The 18,081-nt window shown below is 65.3% G+C and carries 19 protein-coding genes and 1 tRNA gene; 10 read left to right on the top strand and 10 right to left on the bottom strand.

The annotated features are described in order from the left end of the window. Positions 1-2: 2 nt before the first annotated feature. The gene (locus tag ACQY4T_RS09805) at positions 3-1,247 is read right to left on the bottom strand and encodes a branched-chain amino acid ABC transporter substrate-binding protein (protein WP_428540851.1); all 1,245 of its coding nucleotides are present in this window, start codon (positions 1,245-1,247) and stop codon (positions 3-5) included. Positions 1,248-1,482: 235 nt separating this feature from the next. On the opposite strand from ACQY4T_RS09805, the gene ACQY4T_RS09800 reads away from it, so the two are divergent. Continuing rightward, positions 1,483-2,166: a GntR family transcriptional regulator gene (locus ACQY4T_RS09800; RefSeq protein WP_428540848.1), complete on the top strand. Its 684-nt coding sequence runs from the start codon at positions 1,483-1,485 to the stop codon at positions 2,164-2,166. A gap of 19 nt (positions 2,167-2,185) precedes the next feature. After that, positions 2,186-2,983: a phytanoyl-CoA dioxygenase family protein gene (locus tag ACQY4T_RS09795; protein ID WP_428540845.1), complete on the top strand. Its 798-nt coding sequence runs from the start codon at positions 2,186-2,188 to the stop codon at positions 2,981-2,983. 102 nt (positions 2,984-3,085) lie between these two features. Here the strand turns inward: ACQY4T_RS09795 and ACQY4T_RS09790 are convergent, their stop codons facing one another. Next, the gene (locus ACQY4T_RS09790; RefSeq protein ID WP_428540842.1) at positions 3,086-4,141 is read right to left on the bottom strand and encodes a 5-methyltetrahydropteroyltriglutamate--homocysteine methyltransferase; all 1,056 of its coding nucleotides are present in this window, start codon (positions 4,139-4,141) and stop codon (positions 3,086-3,088) included. 80 nt (positions 4,142-4,221) lie between these two features. Between ACQY4T_RS09790 and ACQY4T_RS09785 the strand changes: the two genes are divergently transcribed. The 3 genes from ACQY4T_RS09785 to ACQY4T_RS09775 all read left to right on the top strand — a co-directional run bounded on the left by ACQY4T_RS09785 (position 4,222) and on the right by ACQY4T_RS09775 (position 8,506). Beyond that, on the top strand, positions 4,222-5,106 hold the full coding sequence (locus ACQY4T_RS09785) for an HpcH/HpaI aldolase/citrate lyase family protein (protein ID WP_428540839.1): 885 nt from the start codon (positions 4,222-4,224) through the stop codon (positions 5,104-5,106). A gap of 89 nt (positions 5,107-5,195) precedes the next feature. Then, a complete protein-coding gene (gene pepN, locus ACQY4T_RS09780; RefSeq protein WP_428540836.1) occupies positions 5,196-7,832 on the top strand; it encodes an aminopeptidase N in 2,637 nt (878 codons plus the stop codon). After that, a complete protein-coding gene (locus tag ACQY4T_RS09775; RefSeq protein ID WP_428540833.1) occupies positions 7,829-8,506 on the top strand; it encodes a TenA family protein in 678 nt (225 codons plus the stop codon). The genes pepN and ACQY4T_RS09775 overlap by 4 nt, the downstream gene beginning before the upstream one ends. 50 nt (positions 8,507-8,556) lie before the next feature. On the opposite strand, the gene cynS is transcribed toward ACQY4T_RS09775, so the two are convergent. From cynS to msrP, 5 genes are all read right to left on the bottom strand, one after another. Beyond that, positions 8,557-9,039: a cyanase gene (gene cynS / locus ACQY4T_RS09770; protein WP_428540830.1), complete on the bottom strand. Its 483-nt coding sequence runs from the start codon at positions 9,037-9,039 to the stop codon at positions 8,557-8,559. Between the two features lie 65 nt (positions 9,040-9,104). Next, a complete protein-coding gene (locus ACQY4T_RS09765) occupies positions 9,105-9,353 on the bottom strand; it encodes a CDGSH iron-sulfur domain-containing protein (RefSeq protein ID WP_428540827.1) in 249 nt (82 codons plus the stop codon). A 54-nt stretch (positions 9,354-9,407) separates the two neighbouring features. After that, entirely contained in the window at positions 9,408-11,102 is a 1,695-nt protein-coding gene (locus ACQY4T_RS09760; protein WP_428540824.1) for a hydantoinase B/oxoprolinase family protein, read from the bottom strand. Between the two features lie 125 nt (positions 11,103-11,227). Next, on the bottom strand, positions 11,228-11,509 hold the full coding sequence (locus tag ACQY4T_RS09755) for a hypothetical protein (protein ID WP_428540821.1): 282 nt from the start codon (positions 11,507-11,509) through the stop codon (positions 11,228-11,230). A gap of 23 nt (positions 11,510-11,532) precedes the next feature. Beyond that, a complete protein-coding gene (gene msrP / locus ACQY4T_RS09750) occupies positions 11,533-12,450 on the bottom strand; it encodes a protein-methionine-sulfoxide reductase catalytic subunit MsrP (protein WP_428540818.1) in 918 nt (305 codons plus the stop codon). A 173-nt stretch (positions 12,451-12,623) separates the two neighbouring features. Here msrP and ACQY4T_RS09745 point away from each other — a divergent pair, with 173 nt between their 5' ends. The 5 genes from ACQY4T_RS09745 (at position 12,624) to ACQY4T_RS09725 (ending at position 16,255) form a co-directional block, all read left to right on the top strand. After that, the gene (locus ACQY4T_RS09745) at positions 12,624-13,628 is read left to right on the top strand and encodes a D-cysteine desulfhydrase (protein ID WP_428540815.1); all 1,005 of its coding nucleotides are present in this window, start codon (positions 12,624-12,626) and stop codon (positions 13,626-13,628) included. Then, positions 13,628-14,800 (top strand): cobalamin-independent methionine synthase II family protein, encoded by a 1,173-nt coding sequence (locus tag ACQY4T_RS09740; protein WP_428540812.1) that lies wholly within the window; start codon positions 13,628-13,630, stop codon positions 14,798-14,800. Before ACQY4T_RS09745 ends, ACQY4T_RS09740 begins: the two co-directional genes overlap by 1 nt. A 62-nt stretch (positions 14,801-14,862) precedes the next feature. Beyond that, positions 14,863-15,492 carry a nitroreductase family protein gene (locus ACQY4T_RS09735; protein ID WP_428540809.1) on the top strand — a complete coding sequence of 210 codons (630 nt, stop codon included), beginning with the start codon at positions 14,863-14,865 and terminating at the stop codon, positions 15,490-15,492. Between the two features lie 115 nt (positions 15,493-15,607). Continuing rightward, positions 15,608-15,931, top strand: coding sequence for a type II toxin-antitoxin system RelE/ParE family toxin (locus ACQY4T_RS09730; RefSeq protein ID WP_428540806.1), 324 nt, complete (start codon positions 15,608-15,610; stop codon positions 15,929-15,931). Positions 15,932-15,955: 24 nt separating this feature from the next. Further along, positions 15,956-16,255 (top strand): HigA family addiction module antitoxin, encoded by a 300-nt coding sequence (locus ACQY4T_RS09725; RefSeq protein WP_428540803.1) that lies wholly within the window; start codon positions 15,956-15,958, stop codon positions 16,253-16,255. Positions 16,256-16,291: 36 nt separating this feature from the next. Here ACQY4T_RS09725 and ACQY4T_RS09720 read toward each other — a convergent pair. The 3 genes from ACQY4T_RS09720 to purE all read right to left on the bottom strand — a co-directional run bounded on the left by ACQY4T_RS09720 (position 16,292) and on the right by purE (position 18,081). Beyond that, positions 16,292-16,368, bottom strand: a tRNA-Pro gene (locus ACQY4T_RS09720). Between the two features lie 55 nt (positions 16,369-16,423). Next, positions 16,424-17,557: a 5-(carboxyamino)imidazole ribonucleotide synthase gene (locus ACQY4T_RS09715; protein ID WP_428540800.1), complete on the bottom strand. Its 1,134-nt coding sequence runs from the start codon at positions 17,555-17,557 to the stop codon at positions 16,424-16,426. Then, the gene (gene purE / locus ACQY4T_RS09710) at positions 17,554-18,081 is read right to left on the bottom strand and encodes a 5-(carboxyamino)imidazole ribonucleotide mutase (RefSeq protein ID WP_428540797.1); all 528 of its coding nucleotides are present in this window, start codon (positions 18,079-18,081) and stop codon (positions 17,554-17,556) included. Before purE ends, ACQY4T_RS09715 begins: the two co-directional genes overlap by 4 nt.

Genomic DNA, 18,081 nt, shown 5'->3' with positions numbered 1-18,081 from the left:
GGTCAGCTCGCGTCCGACGGCGCCGCGCCGATGTATTTGAACTGGTGCACGACATCTGTCGGCGGATAATTCGGGTCGAACTTCACCTGGAACACACTGACGACGTGCGAGTCCAGGTCACCGTTCCCATCGAACGCCAAGTCTCCCTGCAGCGTTTTCACCCGCCCGGCCTGGATCGCGTCACGCACCGCCGCTCGGGTCACCGGCTGATCGGTTTTCGCCACTGCCGCTATGGCCGCCAGCACAACCTGCGCCGCGTCATAGGCGGTGATGGAATAATCCGCCGGCCGCGTGCCCCAACGCTTGACGTAACGATCCATCCAGGGCTGCATCACCTTATCGTCCAGCATATGGGGCGCCGCGATCGTGGTGTACCAGCCCTCCGCCGCGGGAAACCCGGCGCCCCCCAGGACCGACACCTGGTGCAAGCCGTCGCCGCCCGCCTTGATCATGTTCGGCGCGATCTCGTACGACTGCTTGACCAGCTTGATCCCGGCCAGCGCGCTGGAACCGCAATATAGCGCCTGCGCTCCCAGCCCGCGCACCCGGGTCAGCACCGAACTGTAATCAGCCGCCAACGGATCGACCCGGTCGCGGCCCAGCACGTTGATCCCGATCTTCGCCGCTCGCGCCTGGAACGCATCGGCGATGCCGACGCCGTAGGCGCCGCTGTCGTCCAGCACGAACACCGATTTGATCTTCAGTTGCTGCGCCATGAAGTTCGCCATGTTCGGACCCTGGTACGAGTCGGTGGTCACGGTGCGAAAGTAGATCGCCTTTCCGCCCGGCCGATAAAGCGCTGCGAATTTCGGATCGGTCAGGTCGGGATTGGTCGAACTCGGGGTCACCGTCGCCAGATCGGCCTGGCTGAGGATCGCCGCCATGGCTTTGCCACTGCCGCTGTTCATCGGGCCGACCGCGCCGACGACGCTCTTGTCGATCACCAGCTTGCGGGCATTCACCGCCGCCTGCATCGGATCATACTGCCCGGCGGTGGCGGTAGCGTTGTCCAGCGTCTCGATCTGCACATGATAGCCGCCCGGACCACCCGCGGCGTTGGCTTCCTCGATGGCAAGCACCGCGCCGTGCAGGATGTTCACCGCGTCCTCCGCCCCCGCGCCGGTCAGCGGCAAGGTGATGCCGATGCTGACGCTGCGGGCTTGCGATCGCGCGGCACCGGAGCGGAACAGCGATGCGATGGTTGCGGAGCCGATCAGTTTTGTCAGGCTGCGACGCGAAGGATGCATGGAACGATCTCCCGGATAAGGGGACGCACGGTGCGGCGAGCTTATGAATCTCAGATAGGCAAGCGCTGTGCCAGACTATTCGCCAAACACCATGAACCGCGAACGGGACAACCGGACTGAGCGGGACCGAGCCGCGGAACCCGTGTCCACCGCGCCTTGGCCACTGCTCAGCACCACTTGACGAGCAGCCGCTTCCGCCGTAATTCTCGACTGTAAATCTGGAATTCCGAATTCCATGTTGCAGCCGCTAACCACCACCCTCAACCTCGTCGATCGCACCTACCAGCAGATCCTGCAGGCGATCGCCGACGGCAGCCTCGCCCCCGGCCAACGCATCCGCCAAGCCGAACTCGCGGATGGCCTCGGCGTGTCGCGTCAGCCGGTCAGCCACGCCTTGCATCTGCTGAAACGCCAAGGCCTGGTCGAGGAAGCTGGGCGCCAGGGCCTCCGCGTCGTCCCGCTCGACCCGCTCCGGGTCCGGCAGTTGTATCAGGTCCGCGAAGCCATCGACGGCCTCGCCGCCCGGCTCGCTGCTCAAACCATGGCCGGCCGAACCGCCAACACCGCGGAAACCGACGCGCTTCAGCGCCAACTCGCGGACGGCATGCAGTTCACCGCCGCCACTCCGATCCCGATCCTGGTCCGCGCCGACACCGATTTCCACCGCGCACTGTACCGCCTGTCAGCCAACCCGGCGATCGAGGATATCACCGCGCCCTGGTGGCCGCATCTGATGCGCTCGATGGCCAGCGTGTTGCGCGAACCGAACTACGCCACCCGGGTCTGGCACCACGAGCACGCCGAGATCCTGCGCCACATCCTGGCTGGTGACCCGGCGAACGCCGAATCCGCCGCCCGCGCCCATGCCGCCACCGCCGGTCGCCTCACCGCTGAACGACTGCAACCCCAGGCCGCATAAACCCAACGGAGGAACCCCAATGCTGACCGAAGCCCAGACCCACCAGTTCCACGACGAAGGCTACCTGTTCCTGCCGGAGACCTTCTCCCTGGCCGAGGTCGCCATCCTCAAATCCGAGGCCGAACAGATCTACCGCCAGCAGCGTCCGGAAGTCTGGCGCGAGAAATCCGGCGCCCCGCGCACCGCCTTCGCCGCGCACCTCTACAACCCGGCGCACGGGCTACTCGCCCGCCATCCGCGCATGATCGGCCCGGTCGAACAACTGTTCGGCGAACAGGTCTACATGCACCAATACAAGATCAACGCCAAAGCCTCGTTCACCGGCGACGTCTGGCAGTGGCACCAGGATTACGGCACCTGGGCACGCGACGACGGCATGCCCGAACCCCGCGCCATGAACATTGCCGTCTTCCTCGACGAGGTAATGCCGATCAACGGCCCGCTGATGCTGGTCCCGCGCAGCCACACCCAGGGCGTGCTGACCGCCGCACACGACACCAGCACCACGTCCTACCCGTTATGGACCCTCGATGAGCAGACCGTCACCGATCTGGTGGCGAAAGGCGGCATCGTCGCCCCCACCGGCAAACCCGGCGGCCTGCTGCTGTTCCACGGCAACCTGGTGCACGGTTCGGCCGGCAACATCACGCCCTATCCGCGCAAGATCGTCTATCTGACCCTGAACGCCGTCTCCAACTACATCCGCAAGCCGACCCGCGCGGAGTGGATCGCGCACACCGACTTCGCCCCGATCGTGCCGACCGATGCAGGCGCCCTGACGCGCTACGCCGAGGACTTCAAACAAGCCGCCGATTAGTCGAACCCCGCCGTCGGTTGCGCCGCGCCTAAAGTGCGATCGTCTGAGGTTGAACCAACCTCAGACGATCGCCCTATCAAACTGAACAGAACTAAATCGGGATCAGCAACCGGCGGCCGACCCGGCCAATTCACGCCGCACCATCGCCGCCGCCTCCGCCATCGTGCGCAGCTTGCCGAACGCGGTCTGCCGCGGCAGATACTTCATCCCGCAATCCGGCGCCGCGACCAGCTTGTCGGCCGCGACATAGCGCAAGCCATCCCTGATCCGATCCGCCACCACCTCCACCGCCTCGACCCGCGGATCGTTCAGGTCCAGCACCCCGAGCATGATCGTCTTGCCGGCCAGCTCCCGCAGCACGCCGAGATCCAGCCTGGGCTGCGCCGCCTCGATCGAGATCTGCCCGGCAATCGTATCGCCCAATTCCGCCAGGAACCCATATCCGCTGGGCTTCTCCGCCACCACCGCGGCATAGCCGAAACACAGATGCACCACCGTCGGCCCCTCGATCCCCTCCAGCGCTCGGTTGATCGCCTTGACGCCGTAGCGCACCGCCTGCTCCGGCGCCGTCCGCACCCACGGCTCGTCCAGTTGCACCACATCGATGTCGGCCGCCTTCAGCGCCCGCAGCTCCGCGTTCACCGCGACGGCGTAGTCCATCGCCAGTGCTTCCTCGTCCCGATAGAAATCGTCCTGCACCTGCCGAGAAAGCGTGAACGGCCCCGGCAAGGTCAGCTTCGTTGCCCCCGCCGCGTTCGCCCGCAGGAACGCCGCATCCCGCGTCTCCACCCCCGCCACGCGGCGGATCGGCCCCACCACCCGCGGCACCTTGGTCACCCGACCGGCAGCGGATCGCAACTCACCCGGCGTCTCCGCGTCGATGCCATCCAGCGCCAGCGCAAATCGGTTGGAGTAGCTTTCCCGCCTGATCTCGCCGTCACTGACGATGTCGATCCCGGCCCGCTCCATGTCGCTGATCGCCAGGATCGTCGCGTCATCCTGCGCCTGCTCCAGCCACTCGCCCGCCACCCGCCACACGTCGCGCGCATGTGCCCGCGGCACCCCGTGCCGATGCAGCGCCGCGCGATCCACCAGCCAGTCCGGCTGCGGATAGCTGCCGACGACCGTGGTCGGCAGCAAATGACTGGGATAGGGCATGCAACGGAACCTCCGCCGCCACGATTGCACCATGCCCCGCCTCGCCGCAAACTTCCCCATTCGTGCCAGGAGACCCGCCCATGTGGCCCATCCGATCCGCGCTGTTCGTGCCCGCCCATCGCCGCGACTGGGTAGCCAAAGCCATCCGCGTCTCCCCCGGCGCGGTGATCCTCGACATCGAGGACTCCGTCCCGCCGCAATTCAAGCCGCAGGCGATGGAACAACTGAAGAGCGAAATCCACGAACTGCGTGACGCCGACGTCGCTGCCTTCGTCCGCATCCAGCCGCTGCACGACGGCACCGCAGTCGAGGTCGAAGCCGCCGTCACCCAGGGCCTCACCGCCATCGTGCCGCCGAAAGTCGCCAGCGCCGAGGAAGTCCGCCGCTTGCACGACCTGCTCAGCTACGCCGAAGGCCGCGCCGGCATCGCCCACGCCAGCGTCGGTATCCTGCCGCTGCCGGAAACCGCCCAGGGCATGTACCACGCCTATCACCTGGCGAACGCCAGCCCCAGGGTGCGCGGCATCCACGGCGCGCTCAGCGGCCCGGTGTCCGGCGACTTCGCCCGCGCCTTCGGTTTCCGAGCCACCGGCGGCGGCGAGGAACAACTGTATCTGGCATCGAAACTGGTGCTCGACAGCCGGGCCGGCGGCGCGATGTATCCGATCGCCGGCATCTTCGGCACGCCACAGGACGACCTCGCCGCGGTGGAACGGCTGATCCGCAAGGCCCGCGACATCGGCTATTCCGGCGTCGCCGTGATGCATCCGTCCCACGTCGCCGTCGCCAACGCGGTCTATCGGCCCACGCCTGAGGAAGTCGCCTACTTCAAGGGTTTGCTGCTTGCGTTCGAGGCGGCGGAAAAAGCCGGCCTCGGCGCCGTCAGCTACCAGGGCGCCATGGTCGACTACGCCATGCTGCCGCTGGCAAAAGAGGTCCTCGCCGAGGCCGGCCGAAACCGCTAGCGTCGCCATGTCCCTACTAGACCGTCAGCCAAGCCAAACCGTAAGCCCGCCAAACTGTCAGCCCCGCTAAACCGTTAGCCGGAGAACCCATGCCCGCAGATGCCATCGCCACCGATGTCGCCCCGCAGGAAATCCGGCTGGCCGACTACACGCCGCCACCGTTCCTGATCGACACCGTGGACCTGCGCTTCGACCTCGACGAAGCCGCCACCACCGTCGTCGCCAGCCTCAGCCTGCGCCGCAACCCCGCCGCCCCCATCGACGCCGCCCTGCATCTGGACGGCGAGGCGTTGACCCTGCTGCGCCTCGCCCGCGACGGCACACCCCTGACGGAGGCCGACTACCACATCGTCAAGTCCGGCCTGGTCATCCCCGACATGCCCGACGCCTGCACGCTGCAAATCGAGACCCGCATCGCCCCCGCGGACAACAGCGAACTCAGTGGCCTCTACGTCTCCGGCGGCAACTACTTCACTCAGTGCGAGGCTCAGGGCTTCCGCCGCATCACCTACTTCCCCGACCGCCCTGATGTGATGTCGCGCTACACCACGACGATCATCAGCGCCTGCCCGGTGATGCTGTCCAACGGCAACCCCGGCCCGATCTCCGACCTCGGCGACCACCGCCGTTCCGTCACCTGGACCGATCCGCATCCAAAACCATGCTATCTGTTCGCCCTGGTCGCCGGCGATCTCGTTTCTGTCAAGGACCATTTCACCACCCGCTCCGGCCGCCCCGTCGAGCTCGGCGTCTACGTCCGCCGCGGCGACGAAGACCGCTGCGCCCATGCCATGCACTCGCTAAAAACCTCGATGAGGTGGGACGAGGACGTGTTCGGCCTGGAATACGACCTCGACGTGTTCAACATCGCCGCGGTGTCCGACTTCAACATGGGCGCGATGGAGAACAAGGGCCTGAATGTCTTCAACACCAAATACGTCCTCGCCCGGCCCGAGACCGCGACCGACACCGACTACCAGGGCATCGAGACCGTCATCGCGCACGAGTATTTCCACAACTGGACCGGCAACCGCGTCACCTGCCGCGATTGGTTTCAACTGTCGCTAAAGGAAGGCCTCACCGTCTATCGCGATCAGGAATTCTCCGCCGACCAGGGCAGCCGGTCCGTAAAGCGGATCGGCGACGTTCGCGGCCTGCGCGCGGCGCAATTCCGCGAGGACGCCGGCCCGCTCGCCCACCCGGTGCAACCGGCAAGCTACATGGCGATCGACAACTTCTACACCGCCACCGTCTACAACAAGGGCGCCGAGGTGATCCGCATGATGGCCACCATCATCGGCCGTCCCGCCTTCCGCCGCGGCATGGACCTCTATTTCGCCCGCCACGACAATCAAGCCGTGACCATCGACGATTTCGTGCAGGCCATGCAGGACGCATCCGGCGTCGATCTGCAAGACTTCAAATTGTGGTATCATCAAGCCGGCACACCGGAAATCTCGGTCGAGGATTCTTATGACACCGCAACAAAACGCTACACCCTGACGATCCGCCAGACCACGAAACCCACCCCCGGCCAGCCGGACAAGTCCCCCCAGGTCATTCCGGTTGCGATGGGCCTGCTCGATGGCAACGGCCAACAACTCACTACAAGCCTGCAAGGCGACCCCGAACCCGTCGCCGGCACCCGCATCCTGCTCGCCACCCAAACGGAAAACAGTTTCGAGTTCACCGACGTCGCCAGCCCCCCGGTGCCATCGCTGCTGCGCGATTTCTCCGCCCCGGTGAAGCTGTCCGGCCTTACCCCCGATCGCCTGCGCTTCCTCGCCGCTCACGACAGCGACCCGTTCGTGCGCTGGGAATCCGGCCAGCAATTCGCAGCCTCGGTGCTGCTCGACATGGTCGCCGCCATCCAGGCCGGACGCGAACCGGTCACGGACCCCGCGCTGATCGAGGCGATGGCGTCCATCCTGGACCAGGAAGCGGCGTTCGCCGCCGAGGCCTTGGCGCTTCCCGGCGAAGCCTCGCTCGCCGACAAGATGGCCATCGTCGACGTCGATGCGATCCACACCGCGCGCGATGCCGCCCGCGCCGCGATCGGCCAGGCGCTCAGCCGCCCGCTGCGTGCTTTGTATGACAAACTGACCGACAGTGGTGGATACACCATGGACGGCGCAGCGATCGGCCGGCGCTCGCTGCGCAATGCCTGCCTCAGCTATCTGGTCGCCGGCGGCGACGCCCAGGCAGTGCCACTCGCCAAGGCGCAGTTCGATGCCGGCGGCAACATGACCGACGTGCTGACCGCGCTGGCGATCCTGTCGGGTGAGGATTGCCTGCAGCGCGTGCAGGCCCTGGACGCGTTCTATCAGGCCTGGCGAGGCGATCCGCTGGTGCTCGACAAATGGTTCGCGATCCAGGCGCTGTCACCGCTGCCCGCCACCGCCCAGTCGGTGCAAGAGCTCAAAAACCACCCCGATTTCGACCTGCGCAATCCCAACCGAATCCGAGCACTGGTCAGCAGTTTCGGCGCCAATCAGGTTCGCTTCCATGATCGGTCCGGCGCCGGTTACAGTTTGTACGCCGACACCATCGTTCAGCTTGACCCAACCAACAGCCAGGTCGCTGCCCGCATGGTCTCGCCGCTGGGTCAATGGCGCCGCTTCGACACCGCGCGCCAAACTCTGATGCAGGCTGAACTGCAACGGATTCTCGATCTGCCCGGCCTGTCTCGCAACACCTTCGAAATGGCCTCCAAGAGTATTGCATGACCAGTTTCTGCGACCACGCTTGGCAAAACAACACCGCACTGCGCGCCGCGATCCACGCCCTGCCGTTCAACCGCGAACTCGCCGCCGGCACCCTCGAACCCGCCAGGTTCCGGTTCTACATCACCCAGGATGCGCTCTATCTCGACCAATACGCCCGCATCCTGGTGATCGCCGGCGCCAAGGGACCGGACGGCGCGACCTTGCGCCTGTTCGGCGAATGCGCGCTGCAAGCCGTGGCGGTCGAGCAGGCACTGCACGCCCAATACCTGACCCATTTCGCCGCCGATCCGACACCGCCCGAACCGTCACCCGTCCAACCGTCACCGGACTGCCTGAACTACACCAGCTTCCTGCTCGCCACCGCCCACCACGAACCATGGGAAGTGCTGATGGCGGCGCTGCTGCCCTGCTTTTGGATCTACTGGGACGTCGGCAACGCGATCGCCCGAACCGCCGCCCCGGACAACAAGTATCGAGCCTGGATCGACACCTATTCCGACACCGCGTTCGGCGACGCCGTCCGCGCCGTCATCGCAGCGACCGATTCAGCCGCCGCCGCCTCGACCGACGTCCTGCGCGCCCGAATGATGACCGCCTTCACCCGCTCCACCCAATACGAGTACCTGTTTTGGGACGGCGCCTACCAACGACGAGGCTGGCCGCTGTCAGACTAAGCACGCGTCATGACCTGCGCGAGGGTCGATCCGCAACGCGGAACATGCGCTTACTCCTCCCGCACCCCCGTCTCCGGAACCCCCTGCTCATTGCCGTAATACTTGAACGGCAGGAACTTCCCCGACATCGTGATCTTCACCCGGTCACCTTTCGGATGGGCCTCTCGATCGATCGCCACATCGAAGTCGATCGCCGACATGATGCCGTCGCCGAACTCCTCCTCGATCAGCGCCTTCCAGGCCGGCCCATTCACCATCACCAGCTCATAGAACCGGTAAAGCAACGGATCGGTCGGAGGCATTGCCGTTCCGCGGTACGGCACTTCGTTCAACATCCGCTGCTCAGCCGCGCTCAGCCCGAACAATGAAGCGGCCTTGCGTGCCAGCGGCTTGACCAGCTTCATCTGCCCAAGCAGCGCGCCGACGACAAGTATTTCCGACATTCCGCCGATCTGCTCGCAGATATACTTCCAGCTCCAGTCTTTCTCCCGCTTGATATCAAGGATCTTCTCGGTCAATTCCGATCGGGTCACCTGTCACCTCCATTGTATAGGCAACAAAGCATGGCGGATCTGTCCGAGAAAAGGAAGCTGGCTCCCTATGGGATATTCTTGTGCGACCCATCGCAAAGCGGCGCCTTGCCGCTTCCCTTGCAGCCGCAGAACGATACCACCCGGCTCTCGTCCGCCTCGAACTTGATCGGGGCAAAGCCCGAACCCTTATGCTTGCCGTCGCAAAACGGCTGCGTGCTGCTTTGGCCGCAGGCGCACCACCAATAGGACTTTCCTGCTTCGACCTCGACCTTATAGGACCCCTTCTGTGGCACGAGCGGCAGCGATTGCGACATGACATGTTCCTTGCGTTGTCTAGGCCAGGCGGGTTGTCCCGGCATCACGTTGTCTCAGGGCGGTTCGACGCCGTACGCCCGGCGAGCTTCAGCCGCGGTAACGTAACCGTCCAGCAGATCTTCGCAAAGAGCGGCCCGGTCGCGTCCTGAAGGCGGTCCGTATCCACCAGACCCTGGCGCCTGCATCACCACCAGCGACCCGGCCGGCGCCAGGAACCCGCCCTTGCTGGTCAACCGGCGCGCATTCGACCGCGGCGCGATCAGTTCCAGCCGCGCCGCCGCCCCAGCCAATCCACCGTCCAACCCGAACGGAGCCGTCACCGTCCGCTCGCAGCAAACCGCGGCATGCGCCTGGTTCTCCAGCACCCGCCACACCCGCCGCACCCCCAGCCCACCGCGATAGGTGCCGGCCCCGCCGCTGTCCGGCACCAGCGAATACTCTTCCACCCGCAACGGAAAACTCATCTCCAGAATCTCGATCGGCGTGTTGCTCATGTTGGACACGGTGCTCGCCACCGCGTTGATGCCATCCTTGACCGGCCGAGCCCCAAACCCTCCCTTGACCGACTCGTAACTGACGAAACGATCGCCGTTGCGATAATCCACCCCGCCAAACGTGATCACCGCCGAAGTCCCCTGCGACCCTGCCATCACCGAACCCGGCGTGATCGCGAACAACGCCGCCATCACCATGTCCGCCACCCGGTGCGAGATCTCGTGATTGGCATACACCACCGGCGACGGATGCTGCGCATTCACCACCGATCCCGGCGGCGCGGTCACCGTCACCGGCCGCCAGCAACCGGAGTTCGGCGGGATCAGGCTGTTCGGGTCGGCGATCATCTTCAGCGCGCAGAATACCCCCGACGCGGTCACCGTCAGCGGCGCGTTCATCGGCCCAGCGACCGCGTCATCCGACCCAGTAAAGTCAGCGGTGATGGTATCGCCGCGCTTCACCAGCTTGATGTGAACTTTGAACGTCTCGTCCTCGGTCTCTCCCGGCCCGATCACCCCGTCACCATCGAACACATCGGTGAATTCGGCCTCGCCGTCAGGCAGCGCCCGCAGCGCCGCCCGCATCATCGTCTCCGAGTAATCCAGCACCTCCTGCATGATGTCCAACAGCGAGTCGGTGCCATACTTCGCCGCCAGCTCCCCAAGCCGCTGCGCCGCCCGATAGTTCGCCGCCACCTGCGCCCGCAGATCGCCCAGCCGCTCCGCCGGAGTGCGCACATTGGCCAGGATGATCGCCTCGACCGCCGGGTCCGGCCGGCCATCCCGATAAAGCCGCACCGGCGGCAGGCGCAGTCCCTCGCCATAGATCTCGGTGACCGCGCCATAGCTGCCCGGCGTCGCACTGCCGATATCCGGCCAGTGCGCTCGGACGCAGCCGAACCCCAGCAAGCGGCCCTGATGGAACGCCGGCGCCACAACGTTCACATCCGGCAGATGCGATCCCCCGTCATAAGGATCGTTGTGGATGAACACGTCCCCCGGCACCACGTCGCCGAACGCCCGCACCACCGCGCGCACCGCATCCGGCATCGACCCCAAATGGATCGGCAGGTCCGGCCCTTGGGCGACCATGTTCCCGTCAACGTCGAAAATGCCGCAAGAGTAATCCCCCGCCACCTTCAGCAGCGGCGAATAGGCGGTCTTCGCCAGGACGATCTTCATCTCCTCGGCCGCCGAATACAGCGCGTTCTTGACGACTTCAAAATGAGCTGGGTCGGTCTTCAAACGCGCCATTGCAAAACCCCCGCTGATCCGACCGCGTCCGGTACGTGGGCCAATCGCAAACCCGCCGCGCCCAATCGCCTTATTTTGATCACCGGCCGTCGCAAAAGCCGCCCCCCGGTCCGACGCCGACCCAGTCAGCTTCGCCGATGCGACCGGTGCGACGTCTTGCGGTAGGCGAACGACATCGACAGCCCAATGCAAACGATCCCCGCCGAAGCCGGGACCAGCCACGCCGGCCGCACCAGCAACGGCTGGATCACCGCCGTCCACATCCAGGTTCCCAGGGTCCGGGTCGACCAGGCAGGCAGTTTGTCCAGCACGTCATGATCCAGCAGATAAAGCGCCTGCCCCAGCGATATGCTTTCCGGCCCGAACGTCGCAATGGCGACGGCGGCGACCAGGAAAATGGCGGACATCACGGCCAGGACGCGTTGGGCAATCACATGAATAGCTTCTCTGTCTTGCGGTCAGCGTATAACGCGGCGACCTGTTCAGCATAGCCATTAAAAATCTGTGTTGGGACTCTTTCGTCGCTGCCCAGCAGCCGTTCCGTCGCCTGGCTCCACCGCGGATGCGGAACCGCCGGGTTCACATTCGCCCAGAAACCATACTCCGATGGCCCCAGGGCCTCCCAGAAGGTCATCGGACGCTTGTCGGTGAAGCTGATCTTCACGATCGCCTTGCCCGATTTGAAGCCGTATTTCCACGGCAGTGTCAGCCGGATCGGGCCGCCGTTCTGCGGCGGCAGCGGTTTGCCATACATCCCGGTGGAGATGAACGCCAAGTCATTGCCGGCTTCGTCGATCGTCACCCCCTCGACATACGGCCAGGGATAAAGTGGCGTATCTAGGCCGGACATCACTTTGTCCTGTGCGGTCTCGAACACCACGTATTTCGCCGAACCCAGTGGTTCAGCCAGTTTCAGCAGCGCGGCGAGCGGAAACCCGGTCCACGGCACCGTCATCGCCCACGCCTCGACGCAGCGGTGACGATAGACCCGCTGCTCCAGCGACACCTGCTTCAGCAGGTCGTCGATATCGATGGTGCGCGGCTGCTTCATCATGCCGTCCAGTTTGATCGTCCACGGCCGCTGCTTCAGCGCCTGGGCGTCACGCCAGATATCCTTGCTGTCGCCGAATTCGTAGTAGTTGTTGTAGGTGGTCGCGTATTTCTCCTCGGTCAGCGGCCGCCCGGGCTTATAGTCGCGCACCGCCGGGGTATCGGCGGAAGCCCCCATCGCGGGCAGGATGGTCATCGCCGTCGCGCCGGCCAGCAATGACCGGCGATGCAGCACCAGATGTTCTGGAGTGACCGCGCGCTCCGCCACCTCCCAACCGCGTCGCCGGATGATGTGCATGGCTGATCGCCCTTCCTGTCTGCGCTTCTATATCTGTCCGATACGACGAATGACCGCCGTCGGACCAACACATCCAAACCCTGGCATATCTGGCCCCGGGGTGCCGGATGGGACAGGATACACCAAATTAAACATTTGATATCCAGACAAAACAATTCTTCAGGAGAACGCCCATGCATCTCGCGCGATTTCCGCGGGTTCGCCTGTTCCCGGCGCCCACCCCGCTGGAGCGACTCGACAACCTGACCCGAACCCTCGACGGCCCCGAGATCTGGATCAAGCGCGACGACTGCACCGTCGTGGCCACCGGCGGCAACAAGGTGCGCAAACTGGAATGGCTGATCGGTGAGGCCAAGGCGCAGGGCGCCACCCACGTCGTCACCCAGGGAGCGGTGCAGTCCAACCACGTCCGCCAAACCGCCGCGGTGGCACGCAAAGTCGGCATGACCTGCACCGCGCTGCTCGAACACCGGGTCGAAACCAACGATCGCGACTACCTCGGCAGCGGCAACGTGCTGCTGGACAAGCTGTTCCGATGCCACATCGAATACCGCGCTGCCGGCCTCGACATGAACGCCGAGGCCGAGACCAAGGGCGCCGCCCTGCGTGCCGCCGGCGAGCAGGTCTACGTCATCCCCGGCGGTGGTTCCAACAAGGTCGGCGCGCTCGGCTACGTCTCCTGCGCCCAGGAACTGATGCAGCAGGCCGACGAAATGGGCCTGCGGATCGACCGCATCGTCACCGCCACCGGCAGCGCCGGAACCCATGCCGGCCTGCTCGTCGGGCTTGAAGGAATCAACGCCCACGTCCCCGTGCTCGGCATCGGCGTCCGCCTGCCGCGCGACCGCCAGGAAGAAAACGTCCATCGCTTGGCCCAGGAGACCGCCCAATATGTCGGAATGGGCGCCGGCGTGCCGCGCCAGGCCGTGGTCGCCAACTGCGATTACGTCGGCGCCGGCTACGGCATCCCCACCGAAGCGATGCGAGAGGCGGTGCAAATGCTAGCCCAGCAAGAAGGAATCCTGCTCGACCCGGTCTACTCCGGCAAGGCAATGGCGGGGATGATCGACCTGATCCGCAAGCGCGTTCTCCCCAGGAACGAGACCGTCGTCTTCCTGCACACCGGCGGCGCCGTAGGCCTGTTCGGCTATACCAGCTTTATGGAGGCCACCGGCTGATGCTCACCAGCCAACATCGCATCCTGACCACCCATACCGGCAGCCTGCCGCGCCCGCCCGCGCTGACCGAGCTCTATGCGCGCCGCGCCGCCGGCGAGGCGATCGACGAAGCGGCCCTCGATGCCGCCGGCAAGCTGGCCACCCGCCACGTCGTGCGCCAGCAGATCGCCGCTTGCATCGACGTCGGCAACAACGGCGAGCAGCAGCGTGAGGCGTTCTTCCTTTACGTGCGCCGCCGGATGACCGGCTTCGGCGGCACCTGGAATCGCCGCCCGATGGCTGACGTCGTCAAATACCCGGGCTACCAGGCCTGGGCCAGCGAACAGGACGGCGCCCGCCGCTCGGTCAGCAACCGCGGCGCCCTGCCCAAGGCGATCGGCGCCGTGACCTATCTGGACCCCGCCCTGATCAAGGCCGAGTGCGACGAATTCCGCGCCACCCTGTCCGAGGTCGAGGGCCGCTTTGCCGAACCGTTCATGACCGCACCCTCGCCCGGAATCATCGCCGCCGCCATGATGAACGAACACTACGACACCGAGGACGCCTATCTGCACGCTCTCGGCCAAGCCTTGCGGATCGAGTATCAGGCGATCGTCGCCGCCGGCTTCCTGCTGCAGATCGATGCCCCCGACCTTGCGCTGGAAAGGCACGTCTCATTCCAGGACCGCAAGCTGGGCGATTTCATCGACTTCGCCGAACGCGTGGTGGAAGCCATCAACCAGGCCCTGGCCGACATCCCCCCCGACCGCGTCCGCATCCATGCCTGCTGGGGCAACTACGAAGCCCCCCACGATTGCGACGTCGATCTGCAAGACATCCTGCCCACCATCAGCCGGGCAAAAGTCGGCGGCTGGGTGCTGCCGTTCGCCAATCCCCGCCATGCCCACGAATACCGCTGCCTGAAGAACCTGCCGCTCGCCGACGGCCAAGTGGTGGTGGCCGGAGTGATCGATCCGCTGACCAATTTCGTCGAACACCCTGAGGTGGTCGCCGACCGGCTCGAACTGGCCGCCCGCGCGGTCGGCGATCCGACCCGCGTGCTGGCCGGCACCGATTGCGGCTTCGATACCTCAGCCGGCCGCGGCCGCGTCTCCGAGGACGTAGTCTGGGCCAAGCTGCGATCAATGGCCGACGGCGCGCGCATCGCCTCGCAGCGATTGGGAATGACCTAATTTCGATATCCAACCAGATGCCGCGGCAAAAACCGAGCGGCGCCAATAAGCAAGGCCCCACCATGAACACCGACCTGTTCGAGATCATCCGCACCACCCGCTCGATGCGCCGCCTGAAACCGGACCCGGTGCCCGCCGAACTGATCCGCCAGATCCTCGATGCCGGCATCGCGGCAGCCAACGGTGGCAACATGCAGACTTGGCGCTTCATGGTGATCCGAGATTCATCGATCAAAACCGAAGTGGCACAATGGTACCGTCGCGCCTGGCACGAAACCGTGGCACCGCGATACCGCGCCGGCGCCCCCGCACCCGGATCCACCCGCGACCGGTTCGACCGCATGCTGGCGGCCGCCGAACACCTGGCCGACCATCTTCAGGATGCGCCAGTATGGATCGTGCCCTGCCTGCAAGGCGGCACGCACAGCCGAACCTCGGGCGCCTCGATCTACCCGGCGGTGCAAAACATGCTGCTGACAGCCCGCGCGCTCGGCCTCGGTGCCACCCTGACAACCCTCTATCTGCTGTTCGAGAAGCAAACCGAAACCGCGATGGGACTGCCCGAGGACGCCCACTCCTACGCCATACTGCCGATCGGCTACCCGTTGGGAAAGTTCGGACCGGTCGGAAGAACCTCGCTGCAGGATGTGGTATTCGCCGACCACTGGGGACAAAAATGGTCCGACGCATGATCAGCGAGTCCCCCGCTCCTTGGCTTCCCATGCACCGAGTGAGCGGACCGTGACTTAAGCCGATCTTGAAATGGTATGTGGTATATACCATACTCCATCTCGGGCGGAATTCTTCATGGCAATCACCGGGTGCAAGGATAAGCGAACCGAGCAATTCCTTGCGGGACGGCGCGTCAAGGAATTCGAGTCTTTCAGCGGGGCCGCAACCAAGGCTCTGACCAAGCTTCAGGCAGCCACCACGTTGGCCGACCTTCGCTCACCACCATCGAACCGATTTGAAGCACTGAGGGGCGACCGCAGGGGACAATACAGCATCCGGATCAATCAACAGTACCGACTCTGCTTCAGATGGGCGCCCCACACTTCACTGCCGGTCGGGCCGGATGCCATTCAAGCGTCCGGGGATGCCCACGATGTCGAGATCACCGACTATCACTAAAAGCTCTAGAACCGGAGAATTCCGATGACCAGTCCAACCGACAATCTTCCGCCGATCCATCCCGGCGTCTTCCTAAAGGATGAACTTGAAGCCCTCGCCACCAGCGCCCGAAAATTCGCCACCCGTATCCACGTGCCGCACAACGCGATTACCGAAATCGTCAACGGTGACCGGGCGATCACCGCACAAATGGCGATCCGGCTCGGTCGTGTGTTCGGCACATCAGCGCAATACTGGATGAACCTGCAGTCGATCTATGAATTGAAAACCGCCCAGGCCACGATGGACGACGAAGCGATCGAGCCATACGCCGCAGTCGGCTGAAACAACCGGTCTGAATACTTCAAACGAAGTGGCGTCTGGTCGGAGTGAGAGGATTCGAACCTCCGGCCCCTGCGTCCCGAACACAGTGCTCTACCAGGCTGAGCTACACTCCGGCCGAAGCCGCGCCTATAGCCCCCGAACGCGGCGGAAGCAAGGCACCGATCGACCTCAGCCACCCAGTACGGCCAGCGCCGCATCCACCCCGAAATCCCCCGGCAGCCCGCCACGTGGGAATAACCGCGTCACATGCCCCATCTTCCGCCCAGGCAGCGCCGCCGCCTTGCCATACAGATGCGGGATCAAACCCGGCTCCGCCAGCGCGGCCGGCCACAGCGCCATCCCCTCGGGCCCGATCAGGTTCTTCATCACCGCATCCGAGTGCCGCGTCGCCGGCGGCAGCGCCAGCCCGGCGATCGCTCTGATGTGCAACTCGAACTGGCTCGCCGGACAGGCATCGATCGTCCAGTGCCCGGAGTTGTGCGGCCGAGGCGCAATCTCGTTCACCAGCACGTTGCCGCCGCTGTCGATAAACATCTCCACCGCCAGCAGCCCAACCACGTCTAGCGCCTCCGCGACACGACAGCCGATCGCCCGCGCCGCCTGGTCCGCCGCCTGCGAAATCCGCGCCGGCGCCAGCGTCAGATCAAGAATGTGATCGCGATGGCGATTCTCCACCGTATCGAAGCACGACAAGTCACCATCCTCACCGCGCGCCACCACCACGCTGATCTCCTGCGCGAAGTCGACAAACCCCTCCAGCACAAGCGGTTTCGGGTCCAGCCGATCCCACGCACCGTCCAGGTCCTCCACCGCACGCAGCGTCGCCTGCCCCTTGCCGTCATAACCCAGCCGGGTGGTCTTCAACACCGCCGGAAGCCCAAGCCGCCGCACCGCTTCGTCAAGCTCCCCCCTGGACTCGACCCGCGCCCAAGGCGCCGTCGCCACGCCGGCGCCATTCAGAAAAGTCTTCTCCTCCACCCGGTCCTGGCTGATCCGCAATACCGAGGGCGACGGCCGCACCGGCCTGATCGAGGCCAGCAGGTCCAGCCCCTCCGCGCTGACGTTCTCGAATTCGAAGCTGATCACGTCCACCCCATCGGCGAACGCACGCAACGAGACCGGATCGCTATAGTCACTGATCGTAACCCCGTGCGACACCTGCGCCGCCGGACTGTCGGTCTCCCGCGTCAGGATGTGGCAGCGGTACCCGAGTCGCGCCGCGGCCAGCGCCGACATCCGGCCAAGCTGGCCGCCCCCAACCAGACCGATGGTCGCATTCGGCGGCAGCGGAAACCGTGTCATGACCGATCCGCGCGCTCCCGCCGCGCAGACGTCGCATCCGGAGCATCCGGCACCGCCCCGGTCTGCTCGGCCCGCAGCGCATCCAGTCGGGCCGCAACCCGGACATCGCTAATAGCCAGAATCGCCGCCGCCATCAGCGCCGCGTTCACCGCGCCAGCCCGGCCGATCGCCAGGGTGGCAACCGGGACTCCCGCCGGCATCTGAACTATCGACAGCAGGCTGTCCATGCCGCCCAGCGCCGACCCCTCAACCGGCACACCCAGCACCGGCAGCGGCGTCCACGCGGCACACATCCCCGGCAGATGCGCCGCACCCCCCGCCCCGGCGATGATGACCTTCAACCCGCGATCCCGAGCCGTCGTCGCATAGCGGCGCAGCCGATCCGGAGTCCGATGCGCCGAGACGATCTTCACCTCATGAGGCACGCCCAGCCGAACCAACATTTCGGCCGTATGCATCAGCACCGGCCAGTCCGACTGGCTGCCCATGATGATCCCGACCAAAGCGGCCTGCCCCGCCGCCAT

Origin of the sequence: Rhodopila sp., assembly GCF_965277825.1 — a bacterium.
GTDB lineage: Bacteria > Pseudomonadota > Alphaproteobacteria > Acetobacterales > Acetobacteraceae > Rhodopila.
This window is presented reverse-complemented; position numbering and strand designations above follow the sequence as displayed.